This window comes from Citrobacter sp. CK202 (assembly GCF_030333225.1).
Classification (GTDB): domain Bacteria; phylum Pseudomonadota; class Gammaproteobacteria; order Enterobacterales; family Enterobacteriaceae; genus Citrobacter_B; species Citrobacter_B koseri.
The window spans coordinates 107171-127597 of the sequence record NZ_JAOWGI010000020.1 but is presented as its reverse complement, the minus strand read 5'-3'; the positions used below and the strand labels follow the sequence as shown (position 1 = coordinate 127597).

General features: G+C 50.9%; 14 protein-coding genes and 1 tRNA gene. 6 read left to right on the top strand and 9 right to left on the bottom strand.

Annotated features, from left to right (window positions below):
* The first annotated feature begins 1 nt into the window (after nucleotide 1).
* A complete protein-coding gene (locus OGX84_RS04195) occupies nucleotides 2-3208 on the top strand; it encodes a type I restriction endonuclease subunit R (RefSeq protein ID WP_286457422.1) in 3207 nt (1068 codons plus the stop codon).
* A 75-nt stretch (nucleotides 3209-3283) separates the two neighbouring features.
* On the opposite strand, the gene OGX84_RS04190 is transcribed toward OGX84_RS04195, so the two are convergent.
* The 4 genes from OGX84_RS04190 to OGX84_RS04175 all read right to left on the bottom strand — a co-directional run bounded on the left by OGX84_RS04190 (nucleotide 3284) and on the right by OGX84_RS04175 (nucleotide 8596).
* Complete coding sequence (locus tag OGX84_RS04190) at nucleotides 3284-5887, bottom strand: S8 family peptidase (protein WP_286457421.1); 2604 nt, start codon at nucleotides 5885-5887, stop codon at nucleotides 3284-3286.
* A gap of 21 nt (nucleotides 5888-5908) precedes the next feature.
* Nucleotides 5909-6880, bottom strand: coding sequence for an AAA family ATPase (locus OGX84_RS04185; protein WP_286457420.1), 972 nt, complete (start codon nucleotides 6878-6880; stop codon nucleotides 5909-5911).
* Between the two features lie 173 nt (nucleotides 6881-7053).
* Nucleotides 7054-8313 (bottom strand): tyrosine-type recombinase/integrase, encoded by a 1260-nt coding sequence (locus OGX84_RS04180; RefSeq protein ID WP_286457418.1) that lies wholly within the window; start codon nucleotides 8311-8313, stop codon nucleotides 7054-7056.
* A 198-nt stretch (nucleotides 8314-8511) separates the two neighbouring features.
* Nucleotides 8512-8596: transfer RNA gene (locus tag OGX84_RS04175), tRNA-Leu, on the bottom strand.
* A gap of 201 nt (nucleotides 8597-8797) precedes the next feature.
* Here OGX84_RS04175 and ahr point away from each other — a divergent pair.
* Together ahr and OGX84_RS04165 are read left to right on the top strand one after the other, a co-directional pair.
* Nucleotides 8798-9817 (top strand): NADPH-dependent aldehyde reductase Ahr, encoded by a 1020-nt coding sequence (gene ahr, locus OGX84_RS04170; protein WP_012134312.1) that lies wholly within the window; start codon nucleotides 8798-8800, stop codon nucleotides 9815-9817.
* Nucleotides 9818-9952: 135 nt separating this feature from the next.
* On the top strand, nucleotides 9953-11455 hold the full coding sequence (locus OGX84_RS04165) for a helicase HerA-like C-terminal domain-containing protein (protein WP_112001291.1): 1503 nt from the start codon (nucleotides 9953-9955) through the stop codon (nucleotides 11453-11455).
* A gap of 78 nt (nucleotides 11456-11533) precedes the next feature.
* On the opposite strand, the gene lptG is transcribed toward OGX84_RS04165, so the two are convergent.
* The 3 genes from lptG to ytgA form a co-directional block, all read right to left on the bottom strand.
* Entirely contained in the window at nucleotides 11534-12616 is a 1083-nt protein-coding gene (gene lptG, locus OGX84_RS04160) for an LPS export ABC transporter permease LptG (protein ID WP_012134314.1), read from the bottom strand.
* Nucleotides 12616-13716, bottom strand: coding sequence for an LPS export ABC transporter permease LptF (gene lptF, locus OGX84_RS04155; RefSeq protein WP_012134315.1), 1101 nt, complete (start codon nucleotides 13714-13716; stop codon nucleotides 12616-12618). The genes lptG and lptF overlap by 1 nt, the downstream gene beginning before the upstream one ends.
* A 62-nt stretch (nucleotides 13717-13778) precedes the next feature.
* The gene (gene ytgA, locus OGX84_RS04150) at nucleotides 13779-13829 is read right to left on the bottom strand and encodes a protein YtgA (protein ID WP_211180521.1); all 51 of its coding nucleotides are present in this window, start codon (nucleotides 13827-13829) and stop codon (nucleotides 13779-13781) included.
* Nucleotides 13830-13982: 153 nt separating this feature from the next.
* Here ytgA and pepA point away from each other — a divergent pair, with 153 nt between their 5' ends.
* From pepA to OGX84_RS04135, 3 genes are all read left to right on the top strand, one after another.
* Nucleotides 13983-15494 (top strand): leucyl aminopeptidase, encoded by a 1512-nt coding sequence (gene pepA / locus OGX84_RS04145; protein WP_047459338.1) that lies wholly within the window; start codon nucleotides 13983-13985, stop codon nucleotides 15492-15494.
* Between the two features lie 128 nt (nucleotides 15495-15622).
* Complete coding sequence (gene holC, locus OGX84_RS04140) at nucleotides 15623-16066, top strand: DNA polymerase III subunit chi (RefSeq protein WP_012134319.1); 444 nt, start codon at nucleotides 15623-15625, stop codon at nucleotides 16064-16066.
* Nucleotides 16066-18921 (top strand): valine--tRNA ligase, encoded by a 2856-nt coding sequence (locus OGX84_RS04135; protein ID WP_112001292.1) that lies wholly within the window; start codon nucleotides 16066-16068, stop codon nucleotides 18919-18921. Before holC ends, OGX84_RS04135 begins: the two co-directional genes overlap by 1 nt.
* Nucleotides 18922-18960: 39 nt before the next feature.
* Here OGX84_RS04135 and OGX84_RS04130 read toward each other — a convergent pair whose 3' ends face one another.
* Nucleotides 18961-19488: a DUF943 family protein gene (locus tag OGX84_RS04130; protein ID WP_012134322.1), complete on the bottom strand. Its 528-nt coding sequence runs from the start codon at nucleotides 19486-19488 to the stop codon at nucleotides 18961-18963.
* On the bottom strand, nucleotides 19485-20336 hold the full coding sequence (locus tag OGX84_RS04125; RefSeq protein ID WP_012134323.1) for a DUF3289 family protein: 852 nt from the start codon (nucleotides 20334-20336) through the stop codon (nucleotides 19485-19487). The genes OGX84_RS04130 and OGX84_RS04125 overlap by 4 nt, the downstream gene beginning before the upstream one ends.
* Between the last annotated feature and the right edge of the window lie 91 nt (nucleotides 20337-20427).

The following is a 20427-nucleotide window of genomic DNA, read 5'->3' as shown; positions in this document are numbered from 1 at the left end:
AATGGCATTTCTATCTGAAGCTGCCGTAGAGCAAGCACTACTCGAACAGCTTCTTACCCTTGGCTACAATATCCAGCAAGAAGAAGATATTAGTCCTGATGGGCGTCACCCTGAGCGTGAGAGCCACCATGAAGTGGTGCTTAAAAAACGGCTTGTGGACTCCGTTTCTCGCCTCAATCCTAGCTTACCAGATGAGGCCAGACAGGATGCCATACGCAAAGTAATGCAGACCGAGCTTCCCTCCTTACTAGAAGAAAACCGACGTCTTCACAAGCTAATGATAGAAGGTGTGGATGTAGAATATTATGCTGACGATGGAACATTGACCGCCGGCAAGGTTAAGCTTATTGATGTTGAATTCCCTGAGCATAATGACTGGTTGGCAGTTAGCCAGTTTGTAGTTATTGCTGGTAATTATAAACGACGGCCAGATGTAGTTGTGTTCGTTAATGGTTTGCCACTTGCAGTAGTTGAGTTAAAAGCCCCGGGTAGTCCTACAGCTAATTTAGCGGGTGCGTTTAACCAGCTCCAAACCTACAAAAATCAAATCCCTGCGCTGTTTAACACGAATGCATTGTTAGTCATATCTGACGGTGTTACTGCACGAGTTGGATCGCTATCTGCCAATCTTGAAAGGTTTATGCCATGGCGGACAACTGATGGTAAGAATGTGACTCCAAAAGGTTTGCCAGAGCTTGCTACATTAATAGAGGGTGTTTTTGAACATAAGCGACTGCTTGAGCTTTTATATTACTTCACGGTATTCGGTGAAACTGGCTCAGGACTCTCAAAAATCATCGCCGGTTATCATCAATTTCATGCAGTAAATCGTGCTGTTGAATCTACTATTCGAGCCTCTAGGGAAGCTGCTGCAGATAGTCAAAGTTTAGTTAATCTACAGTCCCAAGGGGATAAACGTGCTGGCGTTATATGGCACACGCAAGGCTCTGGAAAAAGTCTGCTAATGGCTTTCTATGCTGGTCAGTTGGTCAAGCATCCTGCAATGGCAAACCCAACATTGATAGTGCTTACTGATAGAAATGACTTAGACGATCAGTTGTTTGCTACCTTTTCAATGTGCCATGATCTTATTAGGCAAACACCAGTTCAAGCCAATAGCCGCGAAGACTTACAAAAACTCTTAAATCGTGCATCGGGCGGCGTGATTTTCACTACATTGCAAAAATTTGGTGAGATCGCTGAACCACTCACTACACGGCGTAATGTAGTAGTTATAGCCGATGAGGCTCACCGCAGTCAGTATGGATTTAGAGCAAAAGTCGATACAAAGACCGGTGAAATCTCTTATGGCTTCGCTAAATACATGCGCGATGCGTTACCCAATGCATCATTTATTGGCTTTACAGGTACACCAATCGAGGCTGATGACATAAATACTCCGGCAGTGTTTGGTCATTACATAGATGTTTATGATATCAGCCGGGCAGTAGAAGATGGTGCTACCGTCCCTATTTACTACGAATCCCGCTTGGCTCGTATTGAGCTTGACGAAGATGAAAAACCAAATATTGATACCGAGGTTAACGAACTGACCGAGGACGATTCCGAAATTGATCAAGAGCGTTTCAAGCAAAAATGGGCAACTGTTGAAGCGCTGGTGGGCAGCAATAAACGTTTAGCACTTGTTGCGCAGGATATGGTTGCCCATTTTGAAGACCGTGTTGCTGCTCTGGAAGGGAAAGCAATGGTAGTTTGTATGAGCCGACGTATATGTATTGCTTTGTATGATCAGCTTATTAAGTTACGTCCCGATTGGCACAGCAATGATGATAATGCAGGCAGTGTGAAAATTGTCATGACTGGCTCTGCGAGCGATCCGCATGATTGGCAGCCACACATCGGCAATAAAAAACGTCGTGATTTGCTTGCTAAGCGTGCCCGCGATCCAAAAGACCCACTTAAGCTAGTAATAGTTCGCGATATGTGGCTGACTGGTTTTGATGCTCCCTGCATGCACACGATGTATGTGGATAAACCAATGAAAGGACACGGTCTGATGCAGGCTATCGCACGCGTAAACCGAGTGTTCCGTGACAAGCCTGCTGGACTGATTGTTGATTATATCGGTATTGCGCAAAATCTAAAATCGGCATTGCAACGGTACTCTCAGAGTGACCAAGACAATACCGGAATTGACGAAGCACAGGCAATAGCTGTAATGATAGAGAAGTACGAAATCGTACGTGACATGTTCCATGGTTTCGACTACGCCTCTGCTATGTCAGGGACACCACAACAACGATTAGCAATGATGGCTGGTGCTATCGAGTGGATTCTCAATTTGCAACAGAATCTTGCTGCAAAAGAGAATTCAAAAGAAGCGAAAAGAAATGCTCATCGCCGTTACCAAGATGCTGTGTTGGCACTATCAAAAGCCTTCGCTTTAGCCTCTGCCTCTGATGAAGCTCAAGAAATTCGAGAAGAAGTTGGTTTCTTCCAGGCGATTCGCGCCGCATTAGTCAAAAGTAGCACTGGTTCAGGTATTACCCAACAAGAACGAGAGTTGGCTATCCAGCAAATCGTTAGCCGCGCAGTAATTTCGACCGAGATTGTAGATATTTTGGGGGCTGTGGGTATTAAAAGCCCAGATATTTCCATACTCTCGGATGAATTTTTAGCTGAAGTTCAACAGATGGAGAAAAAAAATCTTGCTCTGGAAGCTTTACGTAAGCTGCTTAATGATGGAATTCGCTCACGTAGCAAAACCAATGTGGTACAAACCAAGGCCTTCTCTGAACGTCTGGAAGAGGCTGTAGCTCGCTATCATGCAAATGCCATCACTACGGCTGAAGTACTGCAAGAACTCATCCGCCTCGCAAAAGATATCCGTGCCGCCCGTCAAAGGGGCGAAGAATCGGGGTTGTCTGATGAAGAGATCGCCTTCTACGACGCTCTGGCTGAAAATGAAAATGCGGTACAACTGATGGGTGATGACAAACTTCGAATCATCGCTCATGAACTACTTATAAACTTACGAGCAAATGTATCGGTTGATTGGGCGCGTCGTGACTCAGCTCGTGCGCGCATGAGGGTGCTGGTAAAGCGTATTCTACGTAAATATGGATATCCACCTGACCTTCAGGACATGGCCGTGCAAACTGTTTTGCAGCAGGCCGAGGCCCTATCATCTAGGTGGTCAGTGGGGAGTCTGATAGAGCCGGAAGCTCAATTTAATAAAATGCCATAATAATGTTTTTTATTGATAAATAAGCACTCATTCACAAGTTTGTGAATGAGTGCTTATACATTTTTAAATATCACATTAAGCATTCTGTTTCGCCATAATACGTAGCGCCTCTCGAACTTCCTCATAAACTGGCAGCGCCGTACCTGGTGTATCTAATGTCGCAATAACTACATAAGGAACCTTGAGATTTTTAATGCCAGCTCGACCGTAACAATTAATTCTGATAGCTAGGCGATCTCCCTCGGTAAAGGCTGAAGCGCGATTTCCCTTGCGAACGTCGTGAAACACTGTGCCATTTTTCAGATGTGAAGGATAATAATCAAATTCATCAAGATTAATATCACCATAAGCTGGACTTGCCCAGAGTTGAGCCCCGCGGTAATCTTTATGCCCATGATTCACTGGCGAGAACCAAACTACTGTTACTACCAGGCGACGATTAATAGTTTTCGCGGCAAGACTTGGTGGGAGTGGGAAAAAATAATCTTGAGCAGTCTCAGCCTCGATAACGTTTGAATAAATAAGTGTTGCTTGATTGTCGGCACAAAAGTGAATTCGACTTTCGTTTACCTGGCCAAATCCTAGATACTGATTAAGATCAGATTTAAATGTTCTGCTACCGTTCACATCTAAATGGCGACTAATTACTCTGCTCGAGAGTGTATTATGTTCAGCACCATGGATCATCATTGCCTTTAAAATCAGGGCATCAGATGCTTTGGAAAGTGCTTCCTTGTATCCGAACGCCTTCATTTCCTGGAGCGTGTCATACAGTATCGCAAGTCTCCTGGTCGCTAGCGCTGCTGCGTTACTTGTGCCCGCCGTGAAACCACACTGATTAAGTGCCCCCTCAGCTCCAGGCATAGCTGATTTCAGTCCCGGTCCAAAACGAAATGTTTTGGAAACATCAAGCCTGACCGGATCGCGCGATGTGTTCGTCTTATTCACATAAGTTTGACGCCCTCCAGGCATATGCACCTCAGGTTTGATCGACTTTCGCCTTCCTAACGCAATGGTATTAATCGGTGAAAACATTCCATGAGTTGAAAATACATCAACATGTCTTGGTGGAATATTGCCAGTAAAGCCATCATGATGCGATGCACCGACGGTTAACGCATTTATTGATTCAGCAGGTGAAAGCAAACGACGCAACGGGCGTTGAACCGCGATTGCTTTAAGAGCATGCTCTTCCAGTTCTGTAGGGGTGAGATTAGAGAAATCATCCCCAGCGACATTATCCAGAATTAAAGGCATACTCGAATTTCCTGCACTAACGACGAACAATACCTGATATTCAACAGACAACCAGTCCAACATTCTCGCCCATGGACTCATCTGGGCATCGTACATACGGCAAGGATCTCCAATAGATAGGTTAATAATGGAGACGTCTGGAGATGTGGGCGGCTGACCGTTTTCTCCTTTTTTCATTCTGACAACGGCGCGATGGATCAGATCAGCGGGAAGATATTGAGTAGGAATTTGCTCCCTCACACTACCATCGAAACTGATACTCTCGGGAATCATGATTGGTCTGACATGAATACGCCTAGAAAGAGGCGGTTCGATCGGATTCGAAAGATCACCATGGACAATCAGAGATGCCATCGATGTACCGTGGTTCTGATAGGACGGCGAGGTGTAAAGAGATTCGAAATCATCCGGATCGTCAATTTCAAGCCTACCTCTGAGGGCCGAGTGGTTTTCAAGTGGTAGACCATCGAGTAAAGCGACAATTGGGCTCGCATAGGGATCGGGGAGATTCTGACCGACCAGCGTCGATATCTCGTCCCCAGTCTGAACATTTTCTTCAATAATGGGAAAAGCGCATTGGCCTAGTGGCCTAAAAAACATTACATCATCGCAGCGCATCAGTTCCAGAGCTTCGCCCCCATATAGGAGTATCTCCTGAACCTTACTGACAGGGAGATTACCGATAAGTGCGTGATAGCTGATACCTTTATACTTGCATCCACCGATAATGGTGCCACCTGCACGAGATATTAAACCTCTTATGCGTGACTCCGCTTTAGACTGCTCCTCAGGAGACGACCGATACCAAAGTTCAATTTCGAAAGGAACGGGATCATCATATCCAGCAGTCGCATCCTCAACACGTCCCTGCCAGTCTTCTAAGACGAAAGTAGCAGCTAGCCTGTCTCGGGTATCCCAGAAACGAATATCTGTAAGTCGGTCAAAGACGGCCTTCAGCGCACCAAATCCCCATTCTACTTTCCTATTTTTCTGGTATTCGCGCCACAGTGCCAAGAGACGACTGAGCCCAGCCTGGCTGCTCATTGTCAGATAAGCGTTTCTGGAAGCAGGTCTACGGGTTCCATTGCTTAACGTGTAATAATCTTCACTATCAAAAGATTTTTCGAGTAATGCGGAGGAAAGATATTCAAAACCCTTAACTCGGGTAAGTGCGGTAGCGAGGCCTTCTATTTCGCCGACGACTTCCAGCACAAGTACTTTTTCAGGAAGAAAGCCGTCAGCGGTTTCAGCAAGTTCGATATATTCTGCGAAATTACGCTCAAGCCTTTCGACTTTTGGAAAAACTCGTGCAGCCTGGATATCTATATTCGGAAACTGAATCGATGAACGATTAGGCGTCAGATCGTCCCTCTTTAAAACTGGTTTTGGCGGGGTGAATATTAAGAGAGGATTCTGCGCCATTTCACTTTCCTTATTAGTGAATTAATCTTTTTGCCGATATCGCTCCGACCAGTGCTTAAGGCAGTGAGCGGAAATTTCCTTCAGTTTTTTTTCGCTTGCGGGGAGACCAAGCACGTATTTACGTTGCACATCGAGAGCAAATTCTTCTAACTCGGCGAAGCTAAGACCAGACAGCTTTCTGGCAAGTGTCGAAGGGGCAAGGCCGAGAGAATGACCCACGCGTTTCTCAAACTCTTCAAACCATTTCGTCGCCATACTCTGTGTTGGAGACGGCAAAGTTATCTGTAACTGAAATCTGCGCCAGATGGCCTTATCGAGCATTGCTTCATGGTTCGTTGCCCCTACAAACACAACATGGCTAGGTAATAGGTCAATATGTTTAAGCAGGGAATTCACTACACGCTTCATTTCACCGTTGTCATTAACATCTTCGCGCTCTTTACCTATGGCGTCAAATTCGTCAAAAAATAGCACGCAGCGCTGAGTTTTAACAAATTCAAATAACTTGTCTATTTGCTGTGCTGTTTCTCCAAGATAGCGGTTAATTATTCCTTCGTACTTAACCGTAAAGAAAGGCAGCGAGAGATGGTTGGCCAGCGCTTCGGCAATTGAAGTTTTGCCGTTTCCTGGAGGCCCAGATAACAATAGTTTATGACGCGGTTCCAGATTATACGACCGCAACAGATCGCGACGCGCATGCTCTTCTATCAACTCCATAAACTGCGTAGTCACGGTTTCAGGGATGATCAGATCATCCAGAATTTTACGCGGTTGGATTTCATAAAAGGCATTCTGGAGATCAGAATCGTAGGTATAACGGCGCGCCTCACCAGAGCCTGTACTAGTAAGAATATTTTTCAGCTTATCGGCAAGCTGATATTGATGGCGTGCTGTTGCTTCTGCAGCGATCGCTTCTGCAGTTATTTTGAAACGCGAAAGGTCACCCTTCATCCCAGTCTCAACTAAACTTAGCACTAAGTCGGCTCTGGCCATTTTTTACCTCATCTTACTACAGAGTGTAGTTTATCAAGCCAGTAGTACACGGCAAACACATATCTACATCGAAGATGATCTCCCCTCTACCAGACCTCATCGTAAAGACAGAATCTGTCTACTGATATGGGATTAAGTCTAGGAAGTAAAACATCTTTTCCATTTGAGACCGATTAATCACCGTTTTGCTTCCTAAAATCAAACGGACTAACCTCTTTTTCCCGATTTGCATCCAGATAATCAGCCCACCATTGCAACATCAGTCTCCTCTCTCCCAGATGCTCCGCCTTATGGATGTAAGCCGCCCGCACAGAGTTACGTTCCTGGTGACTCATCTGCCGCTCCACTGCATCCCTCGACCACAATCCTGACTCAATCATAGAACTACACGCCATCGTCCTGAAACCATGCCCACACACTTCCGTTTTCGTGTCATAACCCATCACTCTCAGCGCCTTGTTCACCGTGTTCTCACTCATAGGCTTACGCGGATCGTGATCGCCCACAAAAATCAGCTCACGGTTCCCATTCATGCTTTTGATCTTTTCCAAAATGGCTAAGGCTTGCCGCGATAAAGGAACGAGATGAGGTGTACGCATCTTTGAACCACGTTGAGAATGCTTAACGCCTTCCAACGGTTCTCTCTCCCCCGGAATCGTCCACATAGCAGTTTCAAAATCGACTTCTGACCAGCGAGCAAAACGTAGCTCGCTTGAACGGATGAAAACTAACAAAGTGAGTTCCACTGCCAACCGGGTTAAAGGCCTGCCAGAGTAGTGATCAATGCGATGAAGTAATTCAGGAATGCGATTGAGTTCTAGCGCAGCACGATGCTGTCGTTTAGCTGTGGCGACCGCTCCAGCGATTTCTTGCGCGGGGTTGTAGTCGATTAAACCGCTCTGCACAGCAAAGCGCATAATCGCGGTAGTACGCTGCTGTAAACGGGCGGCGACTTCGAGGCGCCCTGATGACTCTACGGCTTTAATGGGTACAAGCAGATCCCGTGTCTTCAATTCAGCAATGTTCCGCTTACCGATAGCAGCAAAGAGATTATCTTCGAGGCTTTTCAATACACGAGCGCTATGCGATGTCGACCATTTCTGATTACTGGCGTGCCATTCTCTGGCAACCACTTCAAACGTTATTGCCTCTTGCTCCTGCTCTACCTTAACGGCTTTCTTGTTCTCACTGGGATCGACGCCATTAGCTAACAACCTCCTGGCTTCATTCCGGCGTGCCCTGGCATCCGCCAGTGAGACTTCAGGGTATTTCCCCAGCGCCAGCATCTTCTCTTTACCGCCAAAGCGATAACGAAGCCGCCAGTATTTAGAACCGTTAGGGTGAACCAGCAAAACCATGCCTTCACCGTCGGTCAGCTTATAGGCTTTTGCTTCAGGCTTAGCCGAACGAACCTTCACATCACTCAGAGCCATGATGAGTATCCTTTCAAGGGTTCTGTGTGGGTACAAACATTATCGAACTGGAATATACCCGCAGTTGTACCCGCATCAGTAAGTTGATGTAGATTGAATCAGGTTGACTTAGGTTGAGTGAAAAAGCGAGGAAAGCCTTGCAGATACTGGATTTCAGGCACAAAAAAAGACGTCCGTTGACGTCTATTGATGTTCCGATGGTGCCGAAGGCCGGACTCGAACCGGCACGTATTTCTACGGTTGATTTTGAATCAACTGCGTCTACCGATTTCGCCACTTCGGCACTGAAGAGGTATGCGGAAAACGTTGTGGATTATACCTGTCACACGCCACCATGCAAGCGGTAGCATATGCCCGGCTCGCTAAGTGTTGAAAAAATCAGCACAACCCCACGGCTGGCACCTCCTTAACCCCTCCTTCTGCGAAGCGACTCCGTTTCCCATGCTCTACACTTCCAGTTCAACACCACACTGAGGGAAACACGATGTCTATTATAAAAAGCTATGCCGCAAAAGAGGCGGGCAGCGAACTTGAACTCTATGAATATGATGCGGGTGAACTCAAGCCGGAAGATGTTGAGGTACAGGTAGATTACTGCGGTATCTGCCACTCCGATCTGTCGATGATCGACAACGAATGGGGCTTTTCTCAGTATCCGCTGGTTGCCGGGCATGAGGTGATTGGCCGCGTCGTGGCACTCGGCAGCGCCGCGCAGGATAAAGGTCTGAAGGTAGGTCAACGCGTCGGGATTGGCTGGACGGCGCGCAGCTGTGGGCACTGCGATGCCTGTATCAGCGGCAATCAGATTAACTGTCTGGAAGGATCGGTGCCAACCATCCTCAATCGCGGCGGCTTTGCCGAGAAGCTGCGAGCAGACTGGCAATGGGTGATCCCGCTTCCAGAAAGCATCGATATTGAATCCGCAGGCCCTCTATTGTGCGGCGGGATCACCGTCTTCAAACCGCTGCTGATGCACCACGTTACCGCCACCAGTCGCGTTGGGGTGATCGGTATCGGCGGCCTCGGCCATATCGCCATTAAGCTGCTACACGCGATGGGCTGCGAGGTTACCGCATTCAGCTCCAGTCCGGCCAAAGAACAGGAAGTGCTGGCGATGGGCGCCGATAAAGTGGTCAACAGCCGCGATCCAGAGGCGTTGAAAGCGCTGGCAGGTCAATTTGATCTCATCATCAACACCGTCAATGTCGATCTCGACTGGCAGCCTTACTTCGAAGCGCTGGCCTATGGCGGCAACTTCCACACCGTTGGCGCGGTGCTGAAGCCGCTACCGGTTCCGGCGTTTACCCTGATTGCAGGCGATCGCAGCATCTCCGGTTCGGCAACCGGTACGCCGTATGAACTGCGCAAGTTGATGAAATTTGCCGGGCGCAGCAAGGTCTCGCCGACGACCGAGCTGTTCCCAATGTCGCAAATCAACGAGGCCATCCAGCACGTTCGTGACGGTAAAGCTCGCTACCGTGTGGTACTGCAAGCCGACTTTTAATTGCCTTCACCGGGCGGCATTCGCTGCCCGGTTTTGCTCCCCCTTTTGGAATTCTTCTCGCAATCTCCGCAATTTAGCGGTGAAGAGTACGCCGCAGTTGCCTATACTCCAGGCAGGATAAATGGAGAAAATCTCATGAGTGCACCCCTGTTAATTGCCCGCACGCTGGAAAGCGAACTGTTCCTGTTGCCGGGCATGACCAACCGTCACGGGCTGATTACCGGCGCAACCGGAACCGGCAAAACGGTTACCCTGCAAAAACTGGCTGAGTCCCTATCAGACATCGGCGTTCCGGTATTTATGGCGGATGTGAAAGGTGACTTAACCGGCGTCGCGCAGGAAGGCGAACCTTCTGAAAAACTGCTCGCACGGCTGAAAAATATCGGCATCACCGACTGGCAACCGCACGCTAATCCGGTGGTGCTGTGGGATATTTTTGGCGAAAAAGGTCATCCACTACGGGCGACCGTCTCCGATCTTGGGCCGCTATTGCTGGCTCGCCTGCTGAACCTGAACGAGGTGCAGTCCGGCGTGCTGAATATTATCTTCTGCATCGCCGATGACCAGGGGCTGTTGCTGCTGGACTTTAAAGACCTGCGGGCGATCACGCAGTATATCGGTGATAATGCCAAATCCTTCCAGAACCAGTATGGCAATATCAGCAGCGCATCGGTCGGGGCGATCCAGCGCGGGTTGCTGTCGCTGGAACAGCAAGGCGCGGCGCACTTCTTCGGCGAACCGATGCTGGACATCAAAGACTGGATGCGTACCGATGCCAACGGCAAAGGCATTATCAACATCCTCAGCGCCGAAAAACTCTACCAGATGCCCAAACTGTATGCCGCCAGCCTGCTGTGGATGCTCTCCGAACTGTATGAGCAACTGCCGGAAGCGGGCGATCTGGAAAAACCAAAGCTGGTGTTCTTCTTCGACGAAGCTCACCTGCTGTTCAACGACGCTCCGCAGGTGCTGCTGGATAAAATCGAACAGGTTATCCGCCTGATTCGCTCCAAAGGCGTGGGCGTCTGGTTCGTCTCACAGAACCCTTCCGATATCCCGGACAACGTGCTCGGTCAGTTAGGCAACCGCGTACAGCACGCCCTGCGCGCTTTCACCCCCAAAGATCAGAAAGCGGTGAAAGCCGCCGCGCAAACCATGCGGGCGAATCCGGCGTTTGATACCGAGAAAGCGATTCAGGAACTGGGCACCGGCGAGGCGCTGATCTCCTTCCTGGATGCCAAAGGCAGCCCGTCAGTGGTTGAACGAGCGATGGTCATCGCGCCGTGCTCACGCATGGGGCCGGTGACGGACGATGAGCGTAACGGGCTTATCAATCACTCCTCGCTGTACGGCAAATATGAAGACGAAGTCGATCGCGAATCGGCGTATGAAATGCTGCAAAAAGGCGTTCAGGCCACCACCGAGCAGCAAAACAATCCGCCAGCAAAAGGCAAAGAAGTCGCCGTTGATGACGGAATTCTTGGCGGGCTGAAAGAGATATTGTTTGGCAGCACCGGGCCACGCGGCGGCAAACGTGATGGTGTGGTGCAGAGCGTCGCCAAAAGCGCAGCGCGTCAGGTAACGAACCAAATTATCCGGGGGATGTTAGGTAGCCTGATGGGCGGTAGAAAACGCTAACAGAAGGAATCCTGGTTTGCTAAGCGCAGCGCCTGATGGCGCTGCGCCGTATCTGGCCAACAATGAGAGAGATCGATTTTACGACTTACGCATCATCAGCCAGAGGCTAATCAGGAAGAACGAGGCGCTTGGCAGCAGCGCGCCGATAATCGGCGGAATGCCATAAACCAGCGTCAGCGGGCCGAAAATCTGGTCCAGAACGTAGAAGACGAAACCAAAGCTGATCCCGGTCACCACACGCACGCCCATCGGCACGCTACGCAGCGGGCCAAAAATGAACGACAGCGCCATCAACATCATTACCGCCACGGAAAGCGGCTGGAAGATTTTACTCCACATATTGAGCTGATAACGTCCGGCGTCCTGACCGCTCGACTTCAGATACTTCACATAGTTATGCAAGCCGCTGATGGAGAGCGCATCCGGGTCCAGCGCCACCACGCCCAGTTTGTCCGGCGTGAGGTTGGTTTTCCAGGTGCCGCTCACGGTCTGCGAACCGGTGATCTGTTTCGGGTCTTTCAGGTCAGACTCGTCCACCTGCGACAGACGCCAGACCTTGTTGTCTGCGTCGAACTTCGCAGACGCGGCATAACGCACTGACTGTAAGCGACGCTGATCGTTAAAGGCGTAGATGCTAATGCCCGCCAGCTCTTCGTCGCCCTTCACCCGCTCGATATAGACGAAATTGTTGCCATCTTTCGCCCACAGGCCTTGCTGAGTAGAGAGCAGCGAACCGCCGTACATTGCCTGCGCACGGTAGTTACGCGCCATCTGCTCGCCCTGCGGAGCGACCCATTCCCCGATGGCCATTGTCAACAGCACCAGTGGAATGGCGGTTTTCATCACCGACAGCGCCACCTGCATCCGGGTGAAACCCGAAGCCTGCATCACCACCAGTTCACTGCGCTGCGCCAGCATCCCCAGCCCCAGCAGCGCGCCAAGCAGCGCCGCCATCGGGAAGAAAATCTGCACATCTTTCGGCACGCTGAGTAGGGTATACATCCCCGCGCCCAGCGCATCGTAGCTCCCCTGCCCGGCTTTTTTAAGCTGGTCAACAAACTTGATGATGCCGGAGAGCGACACCAGCATGAACAACGTCATCATGATGGTGGTGAAAATGGTTTTACCGATATAGCGGTCAAGTACACCAAACGGCTGCATTATACCGCTCCTTTACGCAGAAGACGGGCGCGCAGGCGGCGTACCGGCACCGTATCCCAAAGGTTCAGACCAACCGCCAACGCCAGATAGATCAGGTTGACCGCCCACATCCAGATAACCGGGTCCAGTTTGCCCTTACCGCCGTTTGATTTCAGGGAAGTTTGCAGGAGGAAGAACAGCAGATACAGCAGCATAGCTGGCAGCATCGACAGCACGCGCCCCTGTCGCGGGTTAACCACGCTCAGCGGTACAACCATCAGCGCCATCATAAATACGGTGAATACCAGCGTAATACGCCAGTGCAGTTCCGCACGGGCGCGATTGGTATCAGTCTGCCACAGCGTGCGCATATCCATCTGATCGGTATCGTTCGGGTCCAGCGCAACGGCCTGATGACCAATAATCGCCTGATAGTTCTGGAAATCGGTGATGCGGAAGTCACGCAGCAGGGCAGTGCCTTCAAAGCGCGTCCCTTTGTTCAACGTCACAACCTGGGAGCCGTCGCGCAATTGCGTCAGATGTCCAGAATCGGCCACCACCACAGAAGGACGGGCGTTGCCTTTCGGGCGGATTTGCGCAAGGAACACATCTTTAAAATCGCTGCCGTCAACGCTTTCAATAAACAGCACGGCGCTGCCATTGGTCGCCTGCTGGAACTGCCCTTGCGCCAGCGCGGCCATGCCAGGATTGGCTTTTGCTTCCGCCAGTACCTCATCCTGGTGTCTGGATGACCAGGGCCCCGCCCACATGACGTTGACAGCGGCGACGACGCCGGTAAACAGCGCCAGCACCATCGCGGCTTTCACCAGCACAGCCCGGCTCAGACCACAGGCGTGCATGACCGTTATTTCACTTTCGGTATACAGTTTGCCCAGCGTCATCAACAGCCCGAGGAACAGACTTAATGGCAGAATGAGCTGCGCCATTTCCGGCACGCCCAGCCCCAGTAGCGAGAGCACCAGATTTGCCGGAATGTCACCGTCAACCGCCGCCCCGAGGATCCTCACTAGCTTTTGACAAAAGAAGATCAAAAGCAGGATGAAAAGAATCGCCAGTTGGCTTTTGAGCGTCTCCCGCACCAGATATCTTATGATTATCACTTTAAATACGCCCGTAAAAACTCGTCTTTTGCAGGAATTTAGCTTGTTTCATGGCTTAAACGTCATTTATTCTCTTGAGTCGTCGAAATCGTCGCTAAAATTATTATACTCAGCGGATTCGCCACTCAGAACGCGTTCTGACGTGCCAATGCCGTAATAACGTTAAGATTAACACGAAGTCACCGCAACTGCGGACATGAGTTACGAAAGCTTGCAATTCTAACTGTAGCCGCCGCCGTTGTCTTTAAGATTCAGGAGCGTAGTGCATGGAGTTCAGTGTAAAAAGCGGTAGCCCGGAGAAACAGCGGAGTGCCTGCATCGTCGTGGGCGTCTTTGAACCACGCCGCCTTTCTCCGATTGCAGAACAGCTCGATAAAATCAGCGACGGGTACATCAGCGCCCTGCTGCGTCGTGGTGAACTGGAAGGAAAACCGGGGCAGACCCTGTTGCTGCACCATGTTCCTAACGTTCTTTCCGAGCGAATCCTCCTCATTGGTTGTGGTAAAGAGCGCGAGCTCGATGAGCGCCAGTACAAGCAGGTCATTCAGAAAACCATCAATACGCTGAATGACACCGGCTCAATGGAAGCGGTCTGCTTCCTGACCGAACTGCACGTCAAAGGCCGCAACAACTACTGGAAAGTACGTCAGGCTGTCGAAACGGCTAAAGAGACGCTGTACAGCTTTGATCAACTGAAGACCAACAAGAGCGAGCCGCGTCGCCCGCTGCGTAAAATGGTCTTCAACGTGCCGACCCGCCGCGAGCTGACCAGCGGCGAGCGTGCGATCCAGCACGGTCTGGCGATTGCCGCCGGGATTAAAGCAGCGAAAGATCTCGGCAATATGCCGCCGAATATCTGTAATGCCGCCTACCTGGCCTCTCAGGCGCGCCAGTTGGCTGACAGCTACAGCAAGAACGTCATCACCCGCGTCATCGGCGAACAGCAGATGAAAGAGCTGGGTATGCACTCTTATCTGGCGGTCGGTCACGGTTCGCAGAACGAATCGCTGATGTCGGTTATCGAATACAAAGGCAACCCGTCCGAAGACGCGCGTCCGGTTGTGCTGGTCGGCAAAGGGCTGACCTTTGACTCCGGCGGCATCTCCATCAAGCCTGCCGAAGGCATGGACGAGATGAAGTACGATATGTGCGGCGCGGCGGCAGTCTACGGCGTGATGCGCATGGTCGCGGAACTTCAATTGCCGATTAACGTCATCGGCGTACTGGCAGGCTGCGAAAACATGCCTGGCGGGCGAGCGTATCGTCCGGGCGACGTGCTGACCACCATGTCCGGCCAGACGGTAGAAGTGCTGAACACCGATGCCGAAGGCCGCCTGGTATTGTGCGACGTGTTAACCTACGTTGAGCGTTTTGAGCCGGAAGCGGTGATTGACGTCGCGACCCTGACGGGCGCCTGCGTGATTGCGCTGGGCCATCACATCACCGGTCTGATGTCGAACCACAATCCACTGGCGCATGAGCTGATTAGCGCGTCCGAACAGGCAGGCGACCGCGCATGGCGCTTGCCGTTGGGCGATGAGTTCCAGGAACAGCTGGAGTCTAACTTTGCGGATATGGCGAACATCGGCGGCCGTCCTGGTGGTGCTATCACCGCCGGTTGCTTCCTGTCGCGCTTTACCCGTAAGTACAACTGGGCGCACCTGGACATCGCCGGTACCGCATGGCGTTCCGGCAAAGCGAAAGGCGCAACCGGTCGTCCGGTGGCGTTGCTGTCGCAGTTCCTGCTCAATCGCGCGGGTTTTAACGGCGAAGAGTAAGTTTGCATGATTGCCGGATGGCGACGCATATGCGCCTTATCCGGCCTACATGGAGTATTTAACCGTAGGCCGGATAAGCGTAGCGCCATCCGGCTTCGCATTTAAATTCACCACAAGAAGCCCCATATATGAAGAATGCAACGTTCTATATTCTGGACAATGACACCACCATTGATGGCCTGAGCGCCGTTGAACAACTGGTGTGCGACATTGCCGCAGAACGTTGGCGCAGTGGTAAACGCGTGCTGATTGCCTGTGAAGACGAAAAACAGGCCATCCGTCTGGATGAAGCGCTGTGGGCAAGACCGCCGGAGAGTTTTGTCCCGCATAATCTGGCGGGAGAAGGTCCGCGCGGCGGCGCGCCGGTGGAAATCGCCTGGCCGCAAAAACGCAACAGCAGCCCGCGTGATATTCTGATCAGCCTGCGTACTGGCTTTGCAGATTTTGCCACCGCTTTCACAGAAGTGATAGACTTTGTCCCTTACGAAGAAACTTTGAAACAACTGGCGCGCGAACGCTACAAAGCCTACCGCGTGGCTGGTTTTAACCTGAATACGGCAACCTGGAAATAATGGAAAAGACATATAACCCACAAGATATCGAACAGCCGCTTTACGAGCACTGGGAGCAGCAGGGCTACTTTAAGCCGAATGGCGATGAAAGCCAGGAAAGCTTCTGCATCATGATCCCGCCGCCAAACGTCACCGGCAGTTTGCATATGGGTCACGCCTTCCAGCAAACCATCATGGATACCCTGATCCGCTATCAGCGCATGCAGGGTAAAAACACCCTGTGGCAGGTCGGTACTGACCACGCCGGGATCGCTACCCAGATGGTGGTTGAGCGCAAGATTGCCGCAGAAGAGGGTAAAACCCGCCACGACTATGGCCGCGATGCCTTCATCGACAAAATCTGGCAGTGGAAAGCGGAATCCGGCGGCACCATTACCCGTCAGATGCGCCGTCTGGGCAACTCCGTGGACTGGGAGCGCGAACGCTTCACCATGGACGAAGGTCTTTCCAATGCCGTGAAAGAAGTGTTTGTCCGCCTGTACAAAGAAGATCTGATTTACCGTGGCAAGCGCCTGGTCAACTGGGACCCGAAACTGCGCACCGCGATCTCTGACCTGGAAGTGGAAAACCGCGAGTCCAAAGGCTCTATGTGGCACATCCGCTATCCGCTGGCTGACGGTGCGAAAACCGCAGACGGTAAAGATTACCTGGTGGTCGCCACCACCCGCCCGGAAACCCTGCTGGGCGATACCGGCGTAGCCGTCAACCCGGAAGATCCGCGTTATAAAGATCTGATTGGCAAATTCGTGGTGCTGCCGCTAGTGAACCGTCGTATTCCGATCGTGGGCGACGAGCATGCCGACATGGAAAAAGGCACCGGCTGCGTGAAGATCACCCCGGCGCACGACTTTAACGACTATGAAGTGGGCCGTCGTCATCAGCTTCCGATGATCAATATTCTGACCTTTGACGGCGATATCCGTGAAAGCGCGGAAGTGTATGACACCAAAGGCGAAGAGTCCGACGTTTACTCCAACGAAATCCCGGCTGAGTTCCAGAAGCTGGAGCGTTTTGCCGCGCGTAAAGCGGTGGTTGCCGCTATCGATGCCCTCGGCCTGCTGGAAGAGATTAAACCGCACGACCTGACCGTACCGTACGGCGACCGTGGCGGCGTGGTTATCGAACCAATGCTGACCGACCAGTGGTACGTCCGTGCCGACGTGCTGGCAAAACCGGCGGTGGAAGCGGTAGAGAACGGCGATATCCAGTTCGTGCCAAAACAGTACGAAAACATGTACTTCTCCTGGATGCGTGACATTCAGGACTGGTGTATCTCCCGTCAGTTGTGGTGGGGCCACCGCATCCCGGCATGGTACGACGACGCGGGCAACGTCTACGTTGGCCGTAGCGAAGACGAAGTGCGTCAGGAAAACAACCTGAGCGCCGACGTTGCGCTGCGTCAGGACGACGACGTACTGGACACCTGGTTCTCTTCCGCGCTATGGACCTTCTCGACTCTCGGCTGGCCGGAAAACACCGACGCGCTGCGTCAGTTCCACCCAACCAGCGTGATGGTCTCCGGTTTCGACATCATCTTCTTCTGGATTGCCCGCATGATCATGATGACCATGCACTTCATCAAAGATGAAAACGGCAAGCCGCAGGTACCGTTCAAGACCGTCTACATGACCGGTCTGATTCGCGATGACGAAGGCCAGAAGATGTCCAAATCCAAGGGTAACGTTATCGACCCGCTGGATATGGTTGACGGCATTTCCCTGCCGGATCTGCTGGAAAAACGTACCGGCAACATGATGCAGCCGCAGCTGGCTGAGAAGATCGCCAAACGTACCGAGAAACAATTCCCGGACGGCATTGAGCCGCACGGTACTGACGCCCTGCGTTTCACCCTGGCGGCGCTGGCCTCTACCGGCCGCGACATCAACTGGGATATGAAGCGTCTGGAAGGCTACCGTAACTTCTGTAACAAGCTGTGGAACGCCAGCCGCTTTGTGCTGATGAATACCGAAGATCAGGATTGCGGCTTCAACGGCGGCGAGATGACCCTGTCACTGGCAGACCGCTGGATCCTGGCGGAATTCAATCAGACCATCAAAGCGTACCGCGAAGCGCTGGACAGCTTCCGCTTCGATATCGCAGCGGGCATTCTGTACGAGTTCACCTGGAACCAGTTCTGCGACTGGTATCTGGAGCTGACCAAGCCGGTCATGACCGGCGGCTCTGAAGCAGAACTGCGCGGCACCCGCAACACGCTGGTCACCGTGCTGGAAGGTCTGCTGCGCCTGGCACATCCGATCATCCCGTTCATCACCGAGACCATCTGGCAGCGTGTGAAAGTGATTTCCGGCATTACCGCCGACACCATCATGCTGCAACCGTTCCCGCAGTACGATGCCTCCCAGGTGGATGAAGCCGCGCTGGCCGATACCGAATGGCTGAAGCAGGCGATCGTTGCCGTACGTAACATCCGTGCGGAAATGAATATCGCGCCGGGCAAACCGCTGGAACTGCTGCTGCGTGGTTGCAGCGAAGAAGCGATTCGCCGCGTGAACGACAACCGCAGCTTCCTGCTGAACCTGGCGCGTCTGGAAAGCATCACCGTGCTGCCAGCCGATGACAAAGGTCCGGTTTCCGTGACGAAGATTATCGATGGCGCCGAGCTGCTGATCCCGATGGCGGGGCTGATTGACAAAGAAGCCGAGCTGGCGCGTCTGGCGAAAGAAGTGGCGAAGGTCGAAGCTGAAATTGGCCGCATTGAAGGTAAGCTGGCGAACGAAGGTTTTGTCGCCCGCGCACCGGAAGCGGTGATCGCCAAAGAGCGTGAGAAGCTGGAAAACTACGCGGAAGCGAAAGCGAAGCTGATTGAGCAGCAGGCAGTTATCGCCGCGCTGTAACTTGATGGAAACGCCGGAGACCCTCTTCGGCGTTTTCTTTTATAAGGCATTTTTTATTCGTACCAGCTTCCCGTCCGGCATGGTGATCCAGTAATACTCTATGTTGCTGAAAGAAAATCTTTCGTAAGATCCCGCGTCGAATTCCACGATTAGCAGCACATTTTTTTCAATACAATTTTCTTTTGTGTTTTTTTGTGGCGGAAAACAAAACAGATCACCATCGCCTGATTTCTCACCATCGATAAACCCGCCGCCAATATCCCAAAAAACAATATAGTAAGAGGCACTTGTTGGTATATGGTATTTTGCCTTCAGCTCATTTTTGTGCTGCAGATACCAGTGTATCCGTCCCCACTCGGTTAATGCAAAGTGGTTAACTGCAATATCATAAGCCTCAAAATCCATAAAACCACGTTCACTGCTAACATAAAGCCCATGAAAAAGCGTAGGATCATACTCAAATCTCTCGCCAGCCCGAAGGATTGTCACAGGTCGTTGAGCCCAGAGGAGATAACCGCATATCAGCAACACCAAGCTGCCGATAATGACGTTACGTTTCGGCTTCATACGCTTCCCTTAATATGCGCATGGGCATTTAAATTTGTCAGAAATGGTCTGTACGCATAGTCACTATGTCGTTGCAGGAAAAACCAGATGCGGAAGAAGCAGAAATTTTTATAGAGTTCGTTAGCAATATCCTCTCTGCCGAGGCCAAAATGATCCTGCCCTTTAAAAGAAAGTAATCCCTCCCATGACATGGCATAGCGCTGAAAACGCACCAGTTTGATTTGTTGTACATAAATATCATGTACGCTTATCCCCAAGCCATTAAATCTGTCGTTAAAACGGTTGAATTTTGGTAGCTTCAAATGCCTTATTGCTAGGTTAAGACTCGTAAAAAAATTGTAATCCAGACTTGCTTCTCGGTTCAAATACAAATGATAATCTATTGCTTTCTGAATTTTTATCAACACATCATTCGTTCCAGCCCCCCTAATGACTTCTGCGTACGCATGATTCAGACGCTCGCTTGACCAGGGCCGTCCATTACCATAATGAAAATGATCAATCAACTCTCCAATAAGGAAGGCATACTGCCCACTGGCAAATTGCGTAGACAGCACTTTCATCTCATCAAACAAAATATCTGCGCAATACTGGCGACTAATCGGAGTTCCTTGCAATTGTTGATGGTCAAAATTCATAGGATGAATATTAAAGGTGGTCATCATATCAAATTGCAAACACCTGAACGGATCAACACGAGCCGAGATATCCATCACCCCAAGCATCTCAAAATCCCAATCGCTCAAATCACCACACTGCATATCATCAATATAATAATTTTCAAAGCGACGAGATGTGGAAAAAATCTCATACGGAAGAGACATTACTAAAAATGTATCTATATTCATAATGTATCATCCTGACAAATAATATAATAAAGTTTAACTACAAGAGAAAAAATAAGATAATTTCAAAAAATAAAACTTGAGCAATCCGACA